This window comes from Litorisediminicola beolgyonensis, assembly GCF_042679605.1.
Classification (GTDB): Bacteria; Pseudomonadota; Alphaproteobacteria; order Rhodobacterales; family Rhodobacteraceae; genus Litorisediminicola; species Litorisediminicola beolgyonensis.
The window spans coordinates 1-16,865 of record NZ_JBHTMU010000057.1; the positions used below are offsets into that span (position 1 = coordinate 1).

Annotated in this window: 23 protein-coding genes; 4 read left to right on the forward strand and 19 right to left on the reverse strand. The window is 67.5% G+C overall.

The window, feature by feature from the left end:
* The coding region (locus tag ACFQ4E_RS19260) for an AAA family ATPase (protein ID WP_386806162.1) at window positions 1-797 on the reverse strand (797 nt) is incomplete at its 3' end.
* A gap of 193 nt (window positions 798-990) precedes the next feature.
* Between ACFQ4E_RS19260 and ACFQ4E_RS19265 the strand changes: the two genes are divergently transcribed.
* Window positions 991-1,449, forward strand: a complete 459-nt coding sequence (locus tag ACFQ4E_RS19265) for a GNAT family N-acetyltransferase (protein ID WP_386806163.1) — start codon at window positions 991-993, stop codon at window positions 1,447-1,449.
* A 7-nt stretch (window positions 1,450-1,456) separates the two neighbouring features.
* Here the strand turns inward: ACFQ4E_RS19265 and ACFQ4E_RS19270 are convergent, their stop codons facing one another.
* The 4 genes from ACFQ4E_RS19270 to ACFQ4E_RS19285 all read right to left on the reverse strand — a co-directional run bounded on the left by ACFQ4E_RS19270 (window position 1,457) and on the right by ACFQ4E_RS19285 (window position 3,664).
* Window positions 1,457-1,852: a hypothetical protein gene (locus ACFQ4E_RS19270; protein WP_386806164.1), complete on the reverse strand. Its 396-nt coding sequence runs from the start codon at window positions 1,850-1,852 to the stop codon at window positions 1,457-1,459.
* A gap of 64 nt (window positions 1,853-1,916) precedes the next feature.
* On the reverse strand, window positions 1,917-2,111 hold the full coding sequence (locus ACFQ4E_RS19275) for a hypothetical protein (RefSeq protein WP_386806165.1): 195 nt from the start codon (window positions 2,109-2,111) through the stop codon (window positions 1,917-1,919).
* Window positions 2,111-2,920 carry a division plane positioning ATPase MipZ gene (locus ACFQ4E_RS19280; RefSeq protein ID WP_386806166.1) on the reverse strand — a complete coding sequence of 270 codons (810 nt, stop codon included), beginning with the start codon at window positions 2,918-2,920 and terminating at the stop codon, window positions 2,111-2,113. The genes ACFQ4E_RS19275 and ACFQ4E_RS19280 overlap by 1 nt, the downstream gene beginning before the upstream one ends.
* Before the next feature lie 135 nt (window positions 2,921-3,055).
* Window positions 3,056-3,664 carry a hypothetical protein gene (locus tag ACFQ4E_RS19285; RefSeq protein WP_386806167.1) on the reverse strand — a complete coding sequence of 203 codons (609 nt, stop codon included), beginning with the start codon at window positions 3,662-3,664 and terminating at the stop codon, window positions 3,056-3,058.
* Between the two features lie 137 nt (window positions 3,665-3,801).
* On the opposite strand from ACFQ4E_RS19285, the gene ACFQ4E_RS19290 reads away from it, so the two are divergent.
* Together ACFQ4E_RS19290 and ACFQ4E_RS19295 are read left to right on the forward strand one after the other, a co-directional pair.
* Window positions 3,802-5,238: a DUF2252 domain-containing protein gene (locus ACFQ4E_RS19290; RefSeq protein ID WP_386806168.1), complete on the forward strand. Its 1,437-nt coding sequence runs from the start codon at window positions 3,802-3,804 to the stop codon at window positions 5,236-5,238.
* Window positions 5,239-5,366: 128 nt separating this feature from the next.
* Entirely contained in the window at window positions 5,367-7,349 is a 1,983-nt protein-coding gene (locus ACFQ4E_RS19295) for a hypothetical protein (RefSeq protein WP_386806169.1), read from the forward strand.
* Window positions 7,350-7,421: 72 nt separating this feature from the next.
* Here ACFQ4E_RS19295 and rpmE read toward each other — a convergent pair whose 3' ends face one another.
* The 7 genes from rpmE to ACFQ4E_RS19330 all read right to left on the reverse strand — a co-directional run bounded on the left by rpmE (window position 7,422) and on the right by ACFQ4E_RS19330 (window position 12,561).
* Window positions 7,422-7,643, reverse strand: a complete 222-nt coding sequence (gene rpmE, locus ACFQ4E_RS19300) for a 50S ribosomal protein L31 (protein ID WP_386806170.1) — start codon at window positions 7,641-7,643, stop codon at window positions 7,422-7,424.
* A gap of 11 nt (window positions 7,644-7,654) precedes the next feature.
* Window positions 7,655-8,035: a 50S ribosomal protein L19 gene (gene rplS / locus ACFQ4E_RS19305; protein ID WP_386806171.1), complete on the reverse strand. Its 381-nt coding sequence runs from the start codon at window positions 8,033-8,035 to the stop codon at window positions 7,655-7,657.
* A 52-nt stretch (window positions 8,036-8,087) separates the two neighbouring features.
* Complete coding sequence (gene trmD, locus ACFQ4E_RS19310) at window positions 8,088-8,909, reverse strand: tRNA (guanosine(37)-N1)-methyltransferase TrmD (protein ID WP_386806172.1); 822 nt, start codon at window positions 8,907-8,909, stop codon at window positions 8,088-8,090.
* 91 nt (window positions 8,910-9,000) lie between these two features.
* Window positions 9,001-10,257: a hypothetical protein gene (locus tag ACFQ4E_RS19315; RefSeq protein ID WP_386806173.1), complete on the reverse strand. Its 1,257-nt coding sequence runs from the start codon at window positions 10,255-10,257 to the stop codon at window positions 9,001-9,003.
* A gap of 93 nt (window positions 10,258-10,350) precedes the next feature.
* Window positions 10,351-11,142 (reverse strand): hypothetical protein, encoded by a 792-nt coding sequence (locus tag ACFQ4E_RS19320; protein WP_386806174.1) that lies wholly within the window; start codon window positions 11,140-11,142, stop codon window positions 10,351-10,353.
* The gene (gene rimM / locus ACFQ4E_RS19325) at window positions 11,139-11,648 is read right to left on the reverse strand and encodes a ribosome maturation factor RimM (protein ID WP_386806184.1); all 510 of its coding nucleotides are present in this window, start codon (window positions 11,646-11,648) and stop codon (window positions 11,139-11,141) included. The genes ACFQ4E_RS19320 and rimM overlap by 4 nt, the downstream gene beginning before the upstream one ends.
* Window positions 11,649-11,745: 97 nt before the next feature.
* Window positions 11,746-12,561 carry a MipA/OmpV family protein gene (locus tag ACFQ4E_RS19330; RefSeq protein ID WP_386806175.1) on the reverse strand — a complete coding sequence of 272 codons (816 nt, stop codon included), beginning with the start codon at window positions 12,559-12,561 and terminating at the stop codon, window positions 11,746-11,748.
* Between the two features lie 133 nt (window positions 12,562-12,694).
* Between ACFQ4E_RS19330 and ACFQ4E_RS19335 the strand changes: the two genes are divergently transcribed.
* Window positions 12,695-13,168: a DUF4188 domain-containing protein gene (locus tag ACFQ4E_RS19335; protein WP_386806176.1), complete on the forward strand. Its 474-nt coding sequence runs from the start codon at window positions 12,695-12,697 to the stop codon at window positions 13,166-13,168.
* A 93-nt stretch (window positions 13,169-13,261) separates the two neighbouring features.
* Here the strand turns inward: ACFQ4E_RS19335 and rpsP are convergent, their stop codons facing one another.
* From rpsP to ACFQ4E_RS19370, 7 genes are read right to left on the reverse strand one after another with little or no spacing between them, the layout of a single operon-like run.
* A complete protein-coding gene (gene rpsP / locus ACFQ4E_RS19340; RefSeq protein WP_386806177.1) occupies window positions 13,262-13,648 on the reverse strand; it encodes a 30S ribosomal protein S16 in 387 nt (128 codons plus the stop codon).
* A gap of 49 nt (window positions 13,649-13,697) precedes the next feature.
* Entirely contained in the window at window positions 13,698-13,997 is a 300-nt protein-coding gene (locus ACFQ4E_RS19345) for a chorismate mutase (RefSeq protein WP_386806178.1), read from the reverse strand.
* A complete protein-coding gene (locus ACFQ4E_RS19350; RefSeq protein WP_386806179.1) occupies window positions 13,990-14,589 on the reverse strand; it encodes a GNAT family N-acetyltransferase in 600 nt (199 codons plus the stop codon). The genes ACFQ4E_RS19345 and ACFQ4E_RS19350 overlap by 8 nt, the downstream gene beginning before the upstream one ends.
* On the reverse strand, window positions 14,586-15,179 hold the full coding sequence (locus ACFQ4E_RS19355; RefSeq protein WP_386806180.1) for a GNAT family N-acetyltransferase: 594 nt from the start codon (window positions 15,177-15,179) through the stop codon (window positions 14,586-14,588). The genes ACFQ4E_RS19350 and ACFQ4E_RS19355 overlap by 4 nt, the downstream gene beginning before the upstream one ends.
* Window positions 15,176-15,682, reverse strand: coding sequence for a GNAT family N-acetyltransferase (locus ACFQ4E_RS19360; RefSeq protein WP_386806181.1), 507 nt, complete (start codon window positions 15,680-15,682; stop codon window positions 15,176-15,178). The genes ACFQ4E_RS19355 and ACFQ4E_RS19360 overlap by 4 nt, the downstream gene beginning before the upstream one ends.
* Entirely contained in the window at window positions 15,679-16,209 is a 531-nt protein-coding gene (locus tag ACFQ4E_RS19365) for a GNAT family N-acetyltransferase (RefSeq protein WP_386806182.1), read from the reverse strand. Before ACFQ4E_RS19365 ends, ACFQ4E_RS19360 begins: the two co-directional genes overlap by 4 nt.
* A complete protein-coding gene (locus ACFQ4E_RS19370) occupies window positions 16,206-16,733 on the reverse strand; it encodes a GNAT family N-acetyltransferase (protein ID WP_386806183.1) in 528 nt (175 codons plus the stop codon). Before ACFQ4E_RS19370 ends, ACFQ4E_RS19365 begins: the two co-directional genes overlap by 4 nt.
* Window positions 16,734-16,865 lie beyond the last annotated feature (132 nt).

The following is a 16,865-nucleotide window of genomic DNA, read 5'->3' on the forward strand; positions in this document are numbered from 1 at the left end:
CGGGCGGCGGCCTCGGCGCGGGCGGCGTCGGTGATGCGGGCGCGGAGCGCTGTTTCGGCGGCGGCGCGGGCCGCTTCGGCCTCTTGCCAGCGACGGTAGAGCAGCGTACCTTCGGCCTGACGCAGATCGGTGCCGATGGAGCGATAGCGCGCCGCCTGACGGGCCTGGCGGGCGAGCTGCGCAAGTTGCTGCGCGAGGCTCTCGATCACGTCATCGACGCGGGTCAGGTTGGCCTCGGTGTTCTTGAGCTTCAGTTCGGCTTCATGGCGGCGCTGGTAGAGACCGCCGATGCCCGCGGCATCCTCGAGAATGCGGCGGCGGGCCTTGGGTTTGGCGTTGATCAGCTCGGAAATCTGACCCTGCCGCACCAGAGCGGGCGAATGCGAGCCGGTCGCGGCATCGGCGAAGAGCATCTGGATGTCGCGCGCCAGCGTGTCCTTGCCGTTGGCCTTGTAGGCGGAGCCCACGTCGCGGGTGATCCGGCGCACGATTTCGAGGTGGTCGCTGTCGTTGAACCCGGCGGGCGCGAGGCGGTCGGAGTTGTCGAGCGTCAGCGTGACCTCGGCGAAGTTGCGGGCCGGGCGCGAGGCCGCACCGGCGAAGATCACGTCCTCCATGCCGCCGCCGCGCATGGCGGTGGGGCGGTTCTCGCCCATGACCCAGCGCAGCGCCTCGAGAAGGTTGGACTTGCCGCAGCCGTTCGGTCCGACCACGCCGGTCAGCCCCTCGGCGATCACCAGATCGGTGGGATCGACAAAGCTTTTGAAGCCCGTGAGTTTCAGTCGCGAAAAGCGCAAGACCTGCCCCGATTCTTTGCCCGTGTCATAGGGTGGCAAGGCGACGGGTTGTGAGTCAAATGCTTTGCCGCTGCATTTCGCGACGGGCTTGGCGTTATCCACAATATATTGACGGGGCCTGTTCGGAATTCCCTCTTGATCGCAGCGCGGACTCGCGGTCTCCTGTTTGGGCCTCAGCCGCAGGACCCGAGAGATGTGCCTCTCTATCCGCTCAGAAACGCCGTTCGAGCCGCAAGCGATGCAGCTCCTGCGCGACAGCCACGCGCTGATGGAGCTGCTGTTTCCCGCCGACGAGAACCATCACCTGGATGCCGCCGCCCTGGCCGAGCCCGAGGCGAGCTTTTTCGTGGCCGAGGCGGACGGCACGCTTCTGGGCTGCATCGCCCTGATGCGGAGCGGTGACTATGCCGAGATCAAGTCGTTCTTCGTCGCGCCCGAGGCGCGGGGGATCGGTGTCGGCAAGCGTCTTCTGGCCCATGCCGAAGAGGTCGCGCGGCGCGAGGGCATCGCGCTTCTGCGGCTCGAGACCGGCGACAAGCTGCGCGCGGCGGGCCATCTCTATCGCCGCCACGGCTATCTGCCGACCGGGCCCTTCGGGGCCTATCGCGAGAACGGCTCGAGCCGGTTCTTCGAGAAGCCGCTTCTGAGCTGAGTCACTCTCAGAGCCGCTGGCAGCTGATATCCGCGAGCGTTCCGCCCGCGATATCGGTGGTGAGCGCCTCGCAACTGAACGAGGCGGTTCCGCGCGGTTTCGGGGGAGGGGCGGCGCCGGGGCAGGAGAGGCCGAGGATCATCATCGACGGGTCGCCGCGAATCCAGGCCGCGTGGCATCCGGTCGCCCAGAGCGCAGCGGCTGCGCCGTCCTTCGCGACGTCGGGGAATTGCGGGAAGAGCGCCGGGTCGGTGCGGATCAGCTCCATCAGCGCGCCTTTGCGGCGGGCGATGAAGCGGTGCTCCGGTCCGTCGATACGGATGGGTGCCGCGCCGTAGAAGCCGGGGCTGGCCGTGGTGCAGGCCGAGAGAAGGAGACAGAGAAGGAGCGCGCAGCGAGACATGCGCGGAGGATCGCACGGGCGCGGTGACGTTTCGGTTAACGGCGCGGCCGCGAGGCGCGCGTCTCTATCGCTTCCAGAGCCGCCATGCGCTCCAGACCGCGGTGCCACCGAAGAAGAGCCCGGCCACGCCGATCACCTCGAAAAGCGCGGGGCCCTGTGGCCATCCGCGGACCGCGATGGCGGCGCCCAGAAGCGCCAGACCCGCGAGCGAGAAGCAGAGACGGAAGATCAGCTCGCCCCTGGACGGCCCCCGGGCCATCAGAAGCGGACGTCGACGCCGGGAAGGCGCAGCGCCTTCAGGAGATCGCGCAATTCCTGCCGCGCCGCGACGTTAGAGATGTTGAGGCTCTTTACGCCGATGTCCTTGAGGTCGAGCAGCGTCAGGCCGCGCGGAAACAGTTCGCGGAAGATCACGCGCTCCGAGAAGCCCGGCGCGATGCGGAAGCCGATGCGCTTGGAGAGCCGCTCCAGCGCCTTTTCCATCTTCATCTTGTTGACCATGTTCTGCGCGCCAAGACGGTTGCGCAGGACGACCCAGTCGATCGGGGCGAGCCCGGCCTGGGCGCGGAGCTGGCGGGCGTTCCAGACCATCTCGGAATAGACCGACGGTCCCTTGATCGTCTCGCCATCGGCCTCGACCCGGGCGAGGAGGTCGAAATCGATGAAGCTGTCGTTCAGCGGCGTGACCAGCGTGTCGGCGAGCGAATGCGCGACCTGGCTCAGGCGCGTATGCGAGCCGGGGCAGTCGATCAGGACGAAATCCGATTGCGGCTCGAGCGTGGCGACGGCGGCGGAGAGGCGATGGTCATAGACGTTCTCGCCCGGTCCGAGTGCCGAGGCGTCGATCTCGGGCAGGTCGATATAGGAGGGCGAGGGCAGGTCGATCCCCTGGCTTTCCAGGTAGCGTTGACGATTGTCGCAATAGCGCCCGGTCGTCCGCTGGCGCAGGTCCAGGTCGACCATGCCGACGCGATGCCCCATGCGCGCCAGCGCGGTGGCAATATGCATCGACACGGTGGATTTCCCCGCGCCGCCCTTCTCGTTCCCGACAACGACGATATGTGCCACTCTGCGCCCTCTGTCGCCCACTTGTTTGTGCGTGGTGCTTGGAGTCGCACTGTATCTTGTGGAGACCCGCAAGGGAAGCGGTTACGCGGCAGAGTCTTCATGCCGCTGGCGATTGGCCCTCGCGAAGGCCGGTGTCTAGCGGCTCGGTGTCGCGGCGACGGCGGGCGGCAGGCGCGGATCAAGGCCCCGTGCGGCGCGCTTATCGGCAAGGACCTGGGCGCGGGGTTTCCAGTCATACCAGCGGTCCTCGGTGGTGCGCGACCAGAAGAGCGCGCCGCCACGCCGCCAGGGATCGAGGACGATGCCGTCATACATGCCGCGCCCCTTGGCGGACACGATCACCGTCGAATGCTCCAACCGGAAGGCCGCGTCGGCATTGGCGATGGCGCGGTGCAGGTCGAGCGTCCGGAAGTTCTCCTGTGCCAGCCGCGCCTCCATGTCGGTCGCCCAATGCCAGCAGAGGCCGCGCGGCTTCAGGCCGCGATTGACCTTGCGGTTGTGGACGATGGGCGCGTCGGTGATCTGGTAGCTCTCGGCGAGTTGCAGCGGGTAAAGATAGGCGATGCGCGCGGCGCGCGCGGCCTCGACCGGGTCGATCCCGGGTCCGAGATAGTTGATCGCGATGGTCAGTTGGACGATGTCGCGCTCGGTCGGCTGCGGCGGGCCGTCGGGAAAGCTCGGCGCGCAGGCCGAGGCGAGCGCGGCCAGGAGAAAGGCTGCAAGGAGGCGGAGAAGCGGCGTCACGCGGTGCCCGTCGGTGGTCGTCCCATGGCGTCAGGAGGTAGCGTGGCGCCCGCCTTCTGTCGAGACGGGGGGAACGAAGCCCCGAAGATCGGTGTTTGTCCGTGACATCTTTTTCCATTCTTCAGCCGGGGACGATCATGGGACAATCCAAGACATCCAAGAAAAGCTCCGGCAACGGGGGAAGCGACGGCGCCGGCGATCAGGTGCGCGCGGTCGAGGATCTCGGCAGCCGGGTCGAACAGTACCGCGCGCTCGCCAAGCAGGTGGCGGACGGCGTCTGCGTCATGCGCCCCCGGAACATGACCGGCCACGAACGCCGGATGCATGTGCGCAATACCATTCTCGAAGATCACGAGATCCGCATCGCGCAGAAAAGCACGGGCGCCGAGGAGAAGTTCGAGAAACTCGCGGGCTCGCTCTTTTCCTTCTTCCGCGGCACGTCGCTCCTGTTTCACCGCGATCTCGCGGGCGAGGATTCGCGGATGCCGACCGTGCTGGTCCTGGGCGACGTGCATCCCGAGAATTTCGGCGTGATGCCCAATGCCGACAACGTTCCGATCTTCGGCGTCAATGATTTCGACGATGTGAGCTACGGGCCGTTCACCTGGGATCTGAAACGTGGAGCGACCGGTTTCATGCTGGCCGCCGCTGAAGAGGGCGGGCATGGGCGCAAGCGCTGCCGCAAAATCGCGAAGGCGTTTCTGAAAGGCTATTTCAAGGGCATGGCCTATTACGCCGAGACGGGCACCGAAAGCAGCGAACAGATGCGTCCCGATAACAGCCCCAAGGTCATTTGCCGCCTTTTCGAACAGGCCGAGGAAAGCCGGAAGAGCTGGCTTTGGGATCGGTATCTCGATGAAAGCGGGCGCGGCTTTCGCGCCAATCACGAGTTCACACCGATCTCGAGCCGTGTCGAGGAGTTCCAGGGCTATATCGACGCGCTCGCCAAGAAGAACGACATCAAGCCCGGCGGGCGGGCCGGGGATCTGAAGGTCAAGGACGTTTGCCTCCGCCACGGGCAGGGCACGGCGTCCTTGGGCCTGCCGCGCTTCTACGTGCTGCTTGAAGGGCCGAGCGCGGATGCGACCGACGATCTGATCATCGAGTTCAAGAAGGCCCGCCGCTCGGCGCTCGAAGGTTTGGTGCCGGAGATGCCCTTTGACGCGGGCGGCAAAGGCGACCGGATCGAACACGGGCAGGGGGTCCATCTCGTGGGGGGCGACGTGTTCTACGGCAGCGCCGAGATCGACGGGGACAGCTTCATGTCCCGCGAACGGGCACCCTTCCGCGACGATATCGACCTCGACGACCTGTCGAAGAAAAGCTGGAAATCCTACGCGAAAGCTTGCGGGCGGGCCTTGGCGCATGCGCATGCGCGCTCGGACGACGCGGGACAGCTCGATTACGATATCGAGCCGCGTATCCTCGAGGCGATGATGCCGCGGCACCTGTTCTTCGACGATGTCGTGCATTTTGCCGAGGAAGCGGTCGAGCGGCTCGAGCGCGATCACGAATGTTTCGTCCGGGACTATTCGCTCGGGGCCTTCGAGCGCACGCTCAAGCGCTATCGCTGACGCGGAGTGCGCCGTTCCCGGAGAACGGGTGCGGCGCCTCGCTGAAACCTTTGGACTCTATTCTGAACTGCACCATTTTAAGGGGCAGCATCCGCACGCCATTTTTCGAGTGAAAGGAATTTTGTCCCATGCCCAAACCGCAGAAACCGTCCGACGAGATCGGCGGCGTCACGTTTCATTACGCACAGCCGACCGATGACAAGGTGCGCGGCGGCAATGGCTTCGATGTCATGGTCTATTCGGGCTCGATCTGGGATTTCTTCATCAAATGGGGGGATCGCGACGCGCTGATCGTCTCTGACCTGAACCGCGACGACGGCTATATGGGGCTCGACAATCTCTACAAGTTCGAAGCCCTGCAGTTCGACGACGCCTACATGCTGCTGACCGAGGACAACCCCACGACCATCGACGCGCCGGACGGGCCGGTGCGGGTGACGGTGGGCGAGACGGTGACCTATACCGTCACGATCACTGATTACGACGATCTCTTCGAGTATAATTTCAACGATGCGGCCTCGGTCTACGACACGGGGATCCTCTACTGGGATTACACCGGCGGTGGCTGGACGCGGATGGGTCGTCAGACCGAGCTGACCTTCCGCTACACGCCGGACCGGGTGAACATCTACCGCACCTTCGATCCGGTCGTTCTGGCCGAAGGCGAGATCCGCGAGCAGCGGATCGTCTTCGATATCGTGATGCCCGACGGAACGGTGATCCAGCAGGAGACCGTGATCGAGCTCGTCGGGGTCAATGACGCTCCGGTCCTGGAAGAGGGCTTCCGGAGCCTCTCGGCGACGCAAGGGCAGACCGCGGCCTTTCTGGACCTCGCTGCGATCGCGTCGGATATCGATAGCGACGACGATGGCGCGACGCTGAATTTCGAGATCCTCTCGGCCCCCGCCGGTTTCGGCGCGCGGATCGAAGGCGGACGGCTGGTGCTCGACCCGGGTTCGGCGGTCGATGGCTTCGATACGGACGAATTTCTCGAGGGCGAGGTGGTGCTCCGTGCGGTGGACCGCCACGGCGCCGCGAGCAACGAGATCACCGTCGATCTGACCGTCTACGGCGCCGGTCTTCCCGAAACGCCGCTGGTCTGGGGCGATGGTGGAATCAAATGGAATGCCATCGGGATCGGGCGGACCGACGCGCCCTGGCGGCTGCAATATGACGGGCTCCTGGACGATCCGAGCTATCCCGCCCTCGTTACCGGCACCGAGGGCGACGACATTATCCAGTTGCGCAGCAAGATCCTCAGGGTCTTCCAGGATGACGATTTCTTCTACGGGGCGCAGGGCGTCACGAATTATGAGACGCTGCCGATCCAGACCTTCGGCGGCGACGACATCGTCTCGCTCGTCGGGCATGGTCAGGACTTCACGTTATTCCAATTCGTGGATGTCGGGACCGGGATGGGAGACGACATCGTCGTCGTGGACATGCGCTCGCCGGGAGCGGCGATTGCGCAAGGCATGAACATCTCGACCGCACAGGGCAGCGACCAGGTTCTGGTCCAGATGCGCGGCGGGCTGGAGACGGCCTTCTGGTCGGACGTCTCGACCGGCTCCGGCCATGACGTCGTCAGCATCCGGCTGCTCGACAGCGATACCACGTCGCTCGGCGGTTACCAGAGCGTGAACGGCAGCTTCGACCTTGGCTCCGGTGACGACTGGCTGAAGATCCGCATCACCGGCGAGAACGCGCTCTCCTCGGCGGCGCTTGGCACAAGTATTGACGCGGGCACCGGGGACGATTTCGTCTTCTTCTCGAACGCGAAGGTGGGGCTGCGGCCCGATGCGATCGGCTTCATGGGCGGCTTTGACGGCGAGATCGAGATGGGCGCGGGCAATGACCGCCTGATCCTCGACCTGAGCGAGGCGACCGGCTGGGGGCATGAGCTTGTCATCGACGGCGATGGGGACACCTGGCGTGGCGGCGCAGGTGACGCGGATTTTCTGCGGCTCCGGCACCTGACGGCGGGCAGCGATTTCACGGTCGAGGGCGCGGGCGGCGTGTTCCGCCTCACTCATTACAACCAGGACATCGTCATCCGGAATTTCGAGACCGTGCTCCTGGGCGACGGGACGAACCTCTTCGACCTCGTGTGACATCGCGCAGGCACGACGAAAAACGCCGCCCCGAGGGGCGGCGTTTCGTGGCACTGCGAAAGCGCGTCAGGCTCAGAAGCCGAGGCCTTCGTATTTCTTCTTGAACTTCGACACGCGGCCGCCCTGGTCGAGCAGGCGCGACGAGCCACCGGTCCAGGCCGGGTGCACGGTCGGGTCGATGTCGAGCGACAGCGTGTCGCCCTCTTTGCCCCAGACAGTGCGGGTCTCGAACGTGGTGCCGTCGGTCATCTTGACGGTGACCATGTGGTAGTCGGGATGGATGTCTTTTTTCATGACCCGGCTCCTTATGCGCCCGCGTTGAGCGGCTTGTAGTGGGTGTCTTCCGCGATCCGGGCGGATTTGCCGCGGCGCGAACGGAGGTAGTAGAGCTTGGCGCGGCGGACGCGGCCACGACGCACGACCTCGATCGACTCGATGTTGGTCGAGTAGAGCGGGAAGACGCGCTCGACGCCCTCGCCAAAGGAAATCTTGCGGACGGTGAACGAGCCGGCGATGCCCTTGCCGTTCTTGCGGCTGATGCAGACGCCTTCGTAGTTCTGCACCCGGGTGCGCGTGCCCTCGGTCACCTTGAAGCCGACGCGGACGGTGTCGCCGGCCTTGAAATCGGGAATGGTCTTCCCGAGGGAGGCGATCTGTTCCGCCTCCAGCTGTGCGATCAGATCCATCTGATCTCTCCTATCTCTGCTTGCGGTTGTTCCGCAAAGGTGTCTCGCGTCCTCAGAGCTCTCGGTCTTCGTCCGGGTCCCTACCTTGTTCGATCAGGTAAGCCCGCCAGAGGTCAGGTCGTCTTGTCTTCGTCAGCCGTTCGGCTTGGTCCCGCTGCCAGTCGGTGATCTTCGCGTGATGGCCCGACAGAAGCACTTCGGGGATCGCGCGACCGTTCCAGACGGCGGGTTTGGTGTACTGCGGGTGCTCCAAAAGTCCGTGCGAAAAGGATTCCTCTTCGACGGACGCCTGATTCCCGAGCACGCGCGGTATAAGTCGGACGCTCGCGTCGATCAAGGCCTGCGCGGCGATCTCGCCGCCGGTGAGGACAAAGTCGCCGAGGCTCACCTCGAGAATGTCGTAGGCGTCGATCACGCGCTGGTCGAGCCCTTCGAACCGGCCGCAGATCAGCGTCGCGCCGGGACCGGCGGCCAAGGCCTTGGCCATGTTCTGATCGAAGCGCCGCCCGCGGGGCGAGAGGTAGATCAGCGGGGCCTGCCGGGCGATGCGCGCGCGGGCATCCTCGATCGCGGCGGCCATGATATCGGCGCGAAGCACCATGCCGGCGCCGCCCCCGGCCGGGGTGTCGTCGACATTGCGGTGGCGCCCTTCGCCGAAGCGCCGCAGGTCGATGGGCTCGAGCTGCCATAGCCCGTCCTTGAGCGCGCGGCCGGTCAGGGACTGGCCCAGAAGCCCCGGAAACGCCTCGGGCAGAAGGGTGATGACCTGCGCTTTCCACACGCCGACGAGATCGGAGTCCTCGGACATCAGGTCGCGGGGCTTCAGGCTGGCATGGATGCTCTTGCGGCCATGGGAGCGGGCGGTGTCGGACATGTCTGCGGCTGGCTTTGCACGGGAACGATGCCGGAGCCTCTAGCGCCTGATGCCGGGAAAGGCAAAGGGCAGGCTCGTCGCGCCTGCCGGGTCAGGGCTGCGGCGCGTAATCGTCGGGGTCCGGTGCCTCGGTCAGGCGGCCCGAGGCCAGGTCCCAGGCCGGGCGGGGGCGCGGCGGGCGGCCGGTGTGGACGGTCATCATGCCAGAGGGCGTCGGCCAGCGCGGCTCGTCCAGCCGTTCGCTGAGCCGGTCGAGCGCGTCGGAGAGGGCCGGGGCCTGACCGATCAGCCGGTCGGCGGGAAACAGGCCGATGCCCGAGGCGCGGTATCTGCCTTGGCCCCAATTCACCAGGACGGCCCCGATCCCGGCGAGCCAGGCCCGGTCGCCACGCTCGGCGGCGGCGTCGAAGGCGTCCTCGGCAACCCGCTCGGACAGGTAGAGCGCGATGGTGGCGCGGTGGCAGCCCAGTTGGCGGACGCACCAGAGCGCGGCCTCCGCCTGGGTGGCGTCTTCGGGATCGTGCTCAGTGACGACCCGGTGCCAGAGATCGGGGTCGGGCTCTTCGAGCGCCTGCAGCGCCAGGAGCAGCCCGCCGGGGGTGCGCGCGGGAACTTGGGTCTTGCGCAGCCGTTCGGTCGCGGCGCAGAGCGCCTGACCGTCCAGGCGTGCCGCGTGCCGCTCGCCAAGCGCCGCGATCTTGGCATGGGCGTCGCGCAGGAGTCGCGGCGCGATGAAGAGGTCGATCAGGGGCTCGGCCTCGTCTCTGGGCAGGTGCATCAGGCGGTCGAGAAGCGCCAGTTCGGTGATCTGGGCGGCGTCGAGCGCATCGGCCTCTGACGCGCCCCAAAGGTCCGCCACCTGTGCGATCACGCAGGCGCGGGCATGGTCGGGCGAACCGGACACGCCCTCGGGCGGCTGCGCGGCCATGTCGAGCGCCTGCGCGATCCGCAGGCGCCGCGCCTCCGGGGGCGGGAGATCCGTCGGCAGGTCGCGCAGGGCGCCGGAGACCAGAAGGCTGGCGACCGGAGGCGGCGCGGGCTCGTGGGTCTCGGACGCTTTGACGTCGTCCGCTTCGAGCGCCGTGTCGTCCACGTCTTCGAGGCGCTCGGGGGTGTGTGGGGCTTGCGCATCGCCCTCATCCACGGTGCGTGGCTCGGGCCTGCGGGGCGCGACGGCTCCTGCCAAATGCACGGCGGTGATGGTCAGGAGCGACAGCGCGCCGAGCGTGCCGCCGATGCCCAGCATGTAGGCAAGGTCGATCCGCGCCGCTTCGGGCAGGATCAGAAGCGCGAGGCTCGGGAAAAAGGCCAGGGCCGAAAACAGAAGGCGGTACTGAACGAGGGTCACGGGAGCAATCCTGGGCGTCGCGGGCAGTCGGTCGCAGGACGCTGGCACCGGAATCGGGCAAAAACCGGGAAAGCCGGGGCCGAAAACGCGGCGTCAGCCGTCGATCTTACGCGCTTTGCGCAGGAGCATGCGCTTGGTCTCGCCGACGATCGCGTCGGGCAGACCCGAGCGGTTGAGCGCCAGGAAGATCGGCTCGAGCCCGACGGAAGGCGTCGCGTTCGCGCGTGGCGCGATCTCCAGTGTACCGCGTAGCGACGGGGGCAGGTCGAGGAGGTCCAGGAGCGGCGACAACGGCCCTTCGGGCAGGTCCTTGGCCTCGGCAAGCGGGGCCGCGATCACCGTGGCGTCCGGGACGGCTTCGGAGGTCGCCGCCACGATGAGGTCGAGCTGCGCGGCCTCGGCGGCGCGGTCGGACCAGGCGTCGAGGTCGTCGGTCATCCGGGTCGAGCGCAGGTGCTGCCACCAGGACGATCCGAGCCAGCCCGCCGGGTCGCGGGTGGTGAAGACGAAGGTCGGCCAGTCGCCGAACCGCTCCTCCGCCGCCCCACCGATTGCGGCCATGAGCGCAGGCGCGGCGGCGTAGCTCAGCACGTCCTGACGGCCGGGCAGGAGGCCCGAGAGATCCTCGGACGAGATCAGGACGGGGCGCGGATCGGAGGGCTCCAGCGTGTCGAAGAGCGCGATGGCCTCGCGCAGGACCGCGTCGAGACGCCTCGGTTTCGGCGATTTGGAATAGCTGCGGCAGGCATCGGTGAGACCCGACATGTCATCGCGCAGAACGATCCGGAGATGTGGGGCGAGGCGGTCGGCATTGAGCTTCAGCGTCGACTGGATCGAGGTCGTGCCGGTCTTGTGGAAGCCGGGGTGGATCAGGACGCGGCTCATGCGTCGAGAAGGCCCTCGGGCGGATCGGCGACGATGCGGCCAGCGGCGAGGTCGACCGTCGGGACGATGGCCTGTGTGAAGGGCAGGAGCACGGTTTTCGAGCTTCCGGGCACGAGCAGCTCCAGAAGATCGGCGGCGCCGGTCTCGACCACCGCCTTGACGGTTCCGATCAGCGCGCCGCCGGTGTCATGCACCGGCAGGCCGATCAGGTCGGCATGGTAATACTCGTCCTCGTCCGGCTCCGGCAGGCGCGCGCGTTCCGCGTAGAGGCGGGTGCCCTTGAGCGCGTCGGCCTCTTCCTTGGTGCGTATGCCCGAGAGGCGGGCGGCGAAGCCCTGCTTGATCGGGCGGGTGAGCTGCAGGTCGAAGCTTTTCTGCCCGTCCTCGCTCGTCAGCGGGGCGTAATCGGCGATGGCCTCGGGATCGGCGGTGTAGCTCTTGAGGCGCACCTCTCCGGTGACGCCGAACGCGCCGCCGATCATTCCCACGCAGACCTTGTCCGTCATCTCCGCCTCGCTGCCATGCGTCGCCCCGGAATAGACCGGAGCGGCGTCCCGGAGCAAGCAGGGGCGCCCGGCGATAGCGGGCGCCCCCCTCGTGCCGTCAGCCGCCGATCGAGAAGACGCGGGTGATGCCGATCCGCGCGCCCCACTGATCCTCGGAGCCCTGCTGGACGATGGGGCTGTCCGCGGCGTCGCCGCGGAACACGTCGTAGGTGACCTCGCCGTCGAGCGACCAGACATCGTTGAAACGGTAGGTCATGCCCATCGCGAGACCGGTCGAGACCACGCCGCCCTCGGGCGCGTAGGCGGCGAAATCGGAGGCGGCTGCCTCGTCCTCGGTCACGCCGAAATAGGTCTCGTGATACTCGTCGCCGGCCCAGAGAAGGCGCGGGCCGATGCTCAGGCGCAGCGCGGGCGAGGGGCGGAAGACCGCATCGGCGCCCGCTTCGGCAACCCAGTCCTCGTGGCCGCCGAAGCCGCGGCGGAGATCGACGAACGCCTCGAAATTGCGGGCGGTGTAGCCGAGGCCGAAGCCCAGTTCGACCGCGGCGTCGACCTCGTCGAGCCCGTCAAGCGCGTCGTGATCCTCGGGATCGCGCGCGGCGATGTAGCGGAACGAGCCGCGCGGGGCGAAACCGCTTGTCACCGCTTGTGGATCGGGATCGCCGAAGCTGCGCTGACCCCAGCGCAGGTAATGCACCGACAGGCCGAAATCGGGCCCGAGCGTGTATTCGTCCGAGCCGAAATATTCCGGCGACGTCGCGACACCGCCGCGGAGCGAGAAGACGAGGTTCGGCGTCGCGGGAGCCGCCGGGGCCGGCATCATCACGGGCGCTGCCGGCACGGGCTCCGGGCCAGCGGCGAGGGCGGGCGACGCGGCGAGCAGCGCGACGAGGGACAGGCGGAGTGACAACATGAACAGATTCCTTTGGCTCGGTCCTGGGACGACCGCGATCATAGCGGTTCTAACCCGCGTCCGGCTATGGGCAAGTGCCGCGCGCCCCTGTGCTACACTCGTGCCTGCACTGCGGGGCAACAGGGAGACAGCCATGCCCAGGATCATCGCCGACCGGATGATCGCCCGGATCGAGGGCGATTTCGTCGTCTTCCTGATCGGCTTGCGGGTGAACAGGCCTTGGAAGGTCTGGAAATGGGGGCCTGCGACCCTGGCGATGCCGAGGATGATCCGCGAACTGACCGCGGCGCCGTCCGAGGAGACGGGGTTTCTCGGCTATACCGGGCTCGGGCTTGCGGCGATGGTGCAGTATTGGCGGAGCTTCGATCACCTCGAGGCCTATGCCCGGAGCGAGACGCAGGCGCATTGGCCCGCCTGGGTCGCCTTCAACAAAAGGATGCGGCAGGCGCGGGGCGATGTCGGCATCTGGCACGAGACCTACCTGGTCCGGGACGGCGCCTACGAGACGGTCTATAGCGGCATGCCCGCCTTCGGGCTGGGCAAGGCGGCGGAGCTGGTGCCGGCGACGGGCAGTCGCGAGGACGCGCGTCGGCGTCTGGCGGGGTAGGGCGCCTCAGGCCGCTTTGTGGTCCACCCGGAACGAAAAACGCGCGGGGAGGGTAGCTCCCCGCGCGTCTGTCCGATCCGGTAAGGGGTCGGATTATTCTGCCGAGGCGTCCTCGGCGGGCTCTTCGGCCGGAGCGGAGGCTGCAGCGGCCTTTTCGGCCTTTTCCTTGGCGCGCTCCTGAGCGGCCTTGCCGGGCTCGCCCTTCTTGAGGTTCTGGCGCTCTTTCTTCTCGGCCAGGCCCGCGTTCTCGAGGAAGCGCTGGATCCGGTCGGTGGTCTGGGCGCCCTGGCTCAGCCAGTACTGGACGCGCTCGACATTCATCACCACGCGGCGCTCGTCATCCTTGGCGAGGAGCGGGTTGTAGGTGCCGAGCTTCTCGATGAAGCGGCCATCGCGCGGCATGCGGCTGTCGGCGGCGACGATGGCGTAGTGGGGGCGCTTCTTGGAACCGCCGCGGGCGAGACGAATTTTGATAGCCATGATATTTACTCCTTCGGCTGTCGGTTTGGGCCGCGTGGGGATACGCGGATCACGATTGGTGTTTCTCGTGGTGCTTGATGACTTCCTGAATGATGAAATTCAGGAAGGCGGTGGCGAAATCCGGGTCGAGATCGGCCTGGTTCGCCAAATCCTTGAGCCGCGCGATCTGGCTTTCCTCGCGCGCGGGGTCGGATGGCGGGAGGTCGTGGCGCGCCTTGAGGACGCCCACGGCCTGGGTGTGCTTGAAACGCTCGGCCAGCGTGAAGACGAGGATCGCGTCGAGCCGGTCGATGGACTCGCGATGCTCTCTCAGCAGGGCGGCGGCGCGGGTGACGGTGTCTTCAGTCAAGGGCCCAGCCTTTCGGTTTGAAGAGAGGGTCGATGTAGTTCTGGATCTCCATCTCGATGCCATGCGCCAACTGGCTGCCGCGCAGCTTCCCGGGCGACGGGTGCCGGTAGCAGACATCGTTGCCGTCCACGGTCGGCGCCTCGTGGTCGCGAGCCGCGCCCAGCCGCTCGGCGAGGCGGATCGAGTCGAGATCCTTGGGGTCGAGATAGCTGACCGCGGTCTCCCAGCCGCGATCCTCGTAGAAATGGCGCCGCACCCGGCTGACCGCTTCGAGCGCGAAGCCGTTCCCGGCGCGGGCGGGCCAAATGATCCAGGCGATCTCGGCCTCGGGCCATTTCGCGGGCTTCCAGCCACCGGCCATGCCGACCGTCTCGCCCGTCTCCTTGAGATGGACCATCCACATGCCGAAGCCGCGGATCATCCAGTGGCCGATCTCGGCGGCATAGAGCATCCAGGTCTCGTAGGCGTTGAGCGGCCCGCCCATGAAGCGCGAGCGGTAGGAGGCGAAGGTGGCCTTGAAATCGGGGTAGTTCTCGGGCTCCGGCGCGGTCAGGCGCAGCCGGGCGGTCTCGAACACGGGGATCTCGGTCATGCCGGCACCTCCGTCTCCGCGCCGCCCGCGTCGGACAGGGCAAAGCGCCAGACGGCGATCCCGGCGAGCCGGGCTTCGGCCTCGGCGTCGCGGGACGCGCCCAGCCGGTCCATGAGACCGGAGAGCCGCGTATTGTCTGGATCGGCGTAGCTGACCACGGTGTCCCAGCCGAGGGTGTCTTTCAGATGCGCAAGGACCGCGCGGACCGCTTCCTCGGCATAGCCGTTGCCCTCGGCCCCCTCGGTCAGCATGATTCCGAGCTCGGGCTCGGCATCGCCATACTCGAAGCTCAGCCGGACGAAGCCCGCGGTGGGCGTGGTCGCGGCGTCGATGGTGAAGAGCCCGTAGCCGTGCAGGAGCCAGAGCGCCGTAGTCTGGGTGAAATCGGCCCAGGCCTCTTCGCGCGTGTAGGGCCCGCCCATGAAGGCCGCCCGCTCGGAGCCGAGGATCGTCGCGTAAGCGTCAAAATCGTAGATCCGCGGCGCGCGGATCTGCGTGCGCCTGGTGTCGAGCACGGGCACGCCGGAGCCGATCTTGGCGGCGGCGCGGGCGGCACGGCCGGGGCGATGCTTTTCGACGGGCGCGGTCATGGCATGACCTCCGGGTGGCGGTAGTTCAGGCAGGGATGGCCGAGAAGCGTGCCTTCGCCCTCGAGCGTCGCGCCGAGGCGCTCGGCCAGCGCGATCGACCGGGCATTCTCGGGATGGATCTGCGAGATCAGCCGGGTGAAGCCCAGCTCGGACGCGGCCCAGGTCCGTGCGGCGAGCGCGGCCTCGTAGGCGTAGCCCTGGCCCTCCATGCCCTCGAAGATATGCCAGCCAAGCTCGGGCTCGGGCCACATGACGTGGTTAATGATGCCCACGCGCCCGACCGGGGTGCCGTCGCGGAGCGTGACCATGAAGAAGCCGTAGCCGCGCAGCGCCCAGTGACCGAGAACGGCGAGAAAGCCGCGCCATTGGTCCATGGGCTCGGTCACCGGGCCGCCGGTGAAGCGCGCGCGCTCGGAGGCCATGTAGGCCGAGCACGCGGGCAGGTCCGCCTCGGAGGGCAGGCGCAGGATCAGGCGCTCGGTGGTCAGACGCGGCGCGCTCATACCGCCACCTCCGCCGGACCGGGATGACGCCAGAGCTGGTCTTCGCCCATATGCACGTTCTGGTAGGTGCGCTCGAACACCGCGCCGAGCCGCTGCGCAAGCGCCTGCGAGCGGGTGTTGGTGGCGAGGATGTTTGAGGTCAGGGTGGTGAAGCCCAAGGCCTCGTAGGCCCAGTCCCGCGCGCGTTTGGCCGCCTCGAAGGCGATGCCGCGGCCCTCGAAGCCTTCGTAGACGACCCAGCCGAGCTCGGGCTCGGGCCAGCCGGAGGGGTTCCAGATGCCGGTGATCCCCGCCGGTTCGCCCGAGGCGCGGTCGAGGATGGTCATGTAGCCATAGCCGTGGATGTGCCAGTGGCCGATATTCATCGCCCACCAGCGCCAGCTGTCATGCGGGTCCATCACCGGGCCGAAGCCCGGGGCGCGGACCGGGTCGCCGTGGAAGCGCGCGAAGGCCGGAACGTCGGAGAGCTCCGGGCCGCGCAGGATCAGGCGCTCGGTTTCGAGAACGGGGGCGGGCGTCAGGCTCATGCGGACCCTCCCACCGCCAGCGGGTGGCGGTAGACGACGGTGTCGAGGGTGGTCTCGCCGTCGGGAAGCGCGGCGGAGGCGTCGTGGCGCGCGCCCAGCCGCTCGGCCAGCGCGATGGAGCGCGCGTTCTCGGGCGTGATATAGCTGACGAGCGTCTCGAAGAGGCCGCTCGCGGCGGCCCAGGCCAGCGCGGCGGAGGCGGCCTCGAAGGCGTAGCCGCGGCCTTCGAACCCTTCGAACAGCATCCAGCCGATCTCGGTCTCGGGAAAGCGCGGGGGGCGGGTGATGGCGACCTGTCCGGCGAGGCGGCCGTCGCGGGTCTCGATCGCCCAGCCGCCATGGCCCATGAGCGGCCAGGAGCCGACCTCGGAGGCGAAGCCGTACCAGAGATGCGTGCGCGTCTCGGGGCCGTCGCTGTAGCGGGCGCGGTCCGAGGCGAAGAAGGTCTCGAACGCGTCCATATCGGCCATGACATGGCCGCGGAGCCGCAGACGGGCGGTGTCGATCACGGGCGCGGCGGTCATCGGCGCAGCCCCCCGGCGATGGCGCGCGTGGCAGGCCGAGGCGCCGCGTATTTGGAAAAAGAAGAAGCGCTGGGGCAGGGCATCGTCCCGGCGTGGGACGCGCGGGCGGCGCGCGGCGCGCAGCGCTCCGCG

Excerpts from the sequence above, each read along its gene's own strand:
- ACFQ4E_RS19265 (WP_386806163.1), top strand. The coding sequence starts at position 991 with ATGTGCCTCTCTATCCGCTCAGAAACGCCGTTCGAGCCGCAAGCGATG.
- ACFQ4E_RS19270 (WP_386806164.1), bottom strand. The coding sequence starts at position 1,852 with ATGTCTCGCTGCGCGCTCCTTCTCTGTCTCCTTCTCTCGGCCTGCACC.
- ACFQ4E_RS19275 (WP_386806165.1), bottom strand. The coding sequence starts at position 2,111 with ATGGCCCGGGGGCCGTCCAGGGGCGAGCTGATCTTCCGTCTCTGCTTC.
- ACFQ4E_RS19290 (WP_386806168.1), top strand. The coding sequence starts at position 3,802 with ATGGGACAATCCAAGACATCCAAGAAAAGCTCCGGCAACGGGGGAAGC.
- ACFQ4E_RS19295 (WP_386806169.1), top strand. The coding sequence starts at position 5,367 with ATGCCCAAACCGCAGAAACCGTCCGACGAGATCGGCGGCGTCACGTTT.
- rpmE (WP_386806170.1), bottom strand. The coding sequence starts at position 7,643 with ATGAAAAAAGACATCCATCCCGACTACCACATGGTCACCGTCAAGATG.
- rplS (WP_386806171.1), bottom strand. The coding sequence starts at position 8,035 with ATGGATCTGATCGCACAGCTGGAGGCGGAACAGATCGCCTCCCTCGGG.
- trmD (WP_386806172.1), bottom strand. The coding sequence starts at position 8,909 with ATGTCCGACACCGCCCGCTCCCATGGCCGCAAGAGCATCCATGCCAGC.
- ACFQ4E_RS19320 (WP_386806174.1), bottom strand. The coding sequence starts at position 11,142 with ATGAGCCGCGTCCTGATCCACCCCGGCTTCCACAAGACCGGCACGACC.
- rimM (WP_386806184.1), bottom strand. The coding sequence starts at position 11,648 with ATGACGGACAAGGTCTGCGTGGGAATGATCGGCGGCGCGTTCGGCGTC.
- ACFQ4E_RS19330 (WP_386806175.1), bottom strand. The coding sequence starts at position 12,561 with ATGTTGTCACTCCGCCTGTCCCTCGTCGCGCTGCTCGCCGCGTCGCCC.
- ACFQ4E_RS19335 (WP_386806176.1), top strand. The coding sequence starts at position 12,695 with ATGCCCAGGATCATCGCCGACCGGATGATCGCCCGGATCGAGGGCGAT.
- rpsP (WP_386806177.1), bottom strand. The coding sequence starts at position 13,648 with ATGGCTATCAAAATTCGTCTCGCCCGCGGCGGTTCCAAGAAGCGCCCC.
- ACFQ4E_RS19350 (WP_386806179.1), bottom strand. The coding sequence starts at position 14,589 with ATGACCGAGATCCCCGTGTTCGAGACCGCCCGGCTGCGCCTGACCGCG.
- ACFQ4E_RS19355 (WP_386806180.1), bottom strand. The coding sequence starts at position 15,179 with ATGACCGCGCCCGTCGAAAAGCATCGCCCCGGCCGTGCCGCCCGCGCC.
- ACFQ4E_RS19360 (WP_386806181.1), bottom strand. The coding sequence starts at position 15,682 with ATGAGCGCGCCGCGTCTGACCACCGAGCGCCTGATCCTGCGCCTGCCC.
- ACFQ4E_RS19365 (WP_386806182.1), bottom strand. The coding sequence starts at position 16,209 with ATGAGCCTGACGCCCGCCCCCGTTCTCGAAACCGAGCGCCTGATCCTG.
- ACFQ4E_RS19370 (WP_386806183.1), bottom strand. The coding sequence starts at position 16,733 with ATGACCGCCGCGCCCGTGATCGACACCGCCCGTCTGCGGCTCCGCGGC.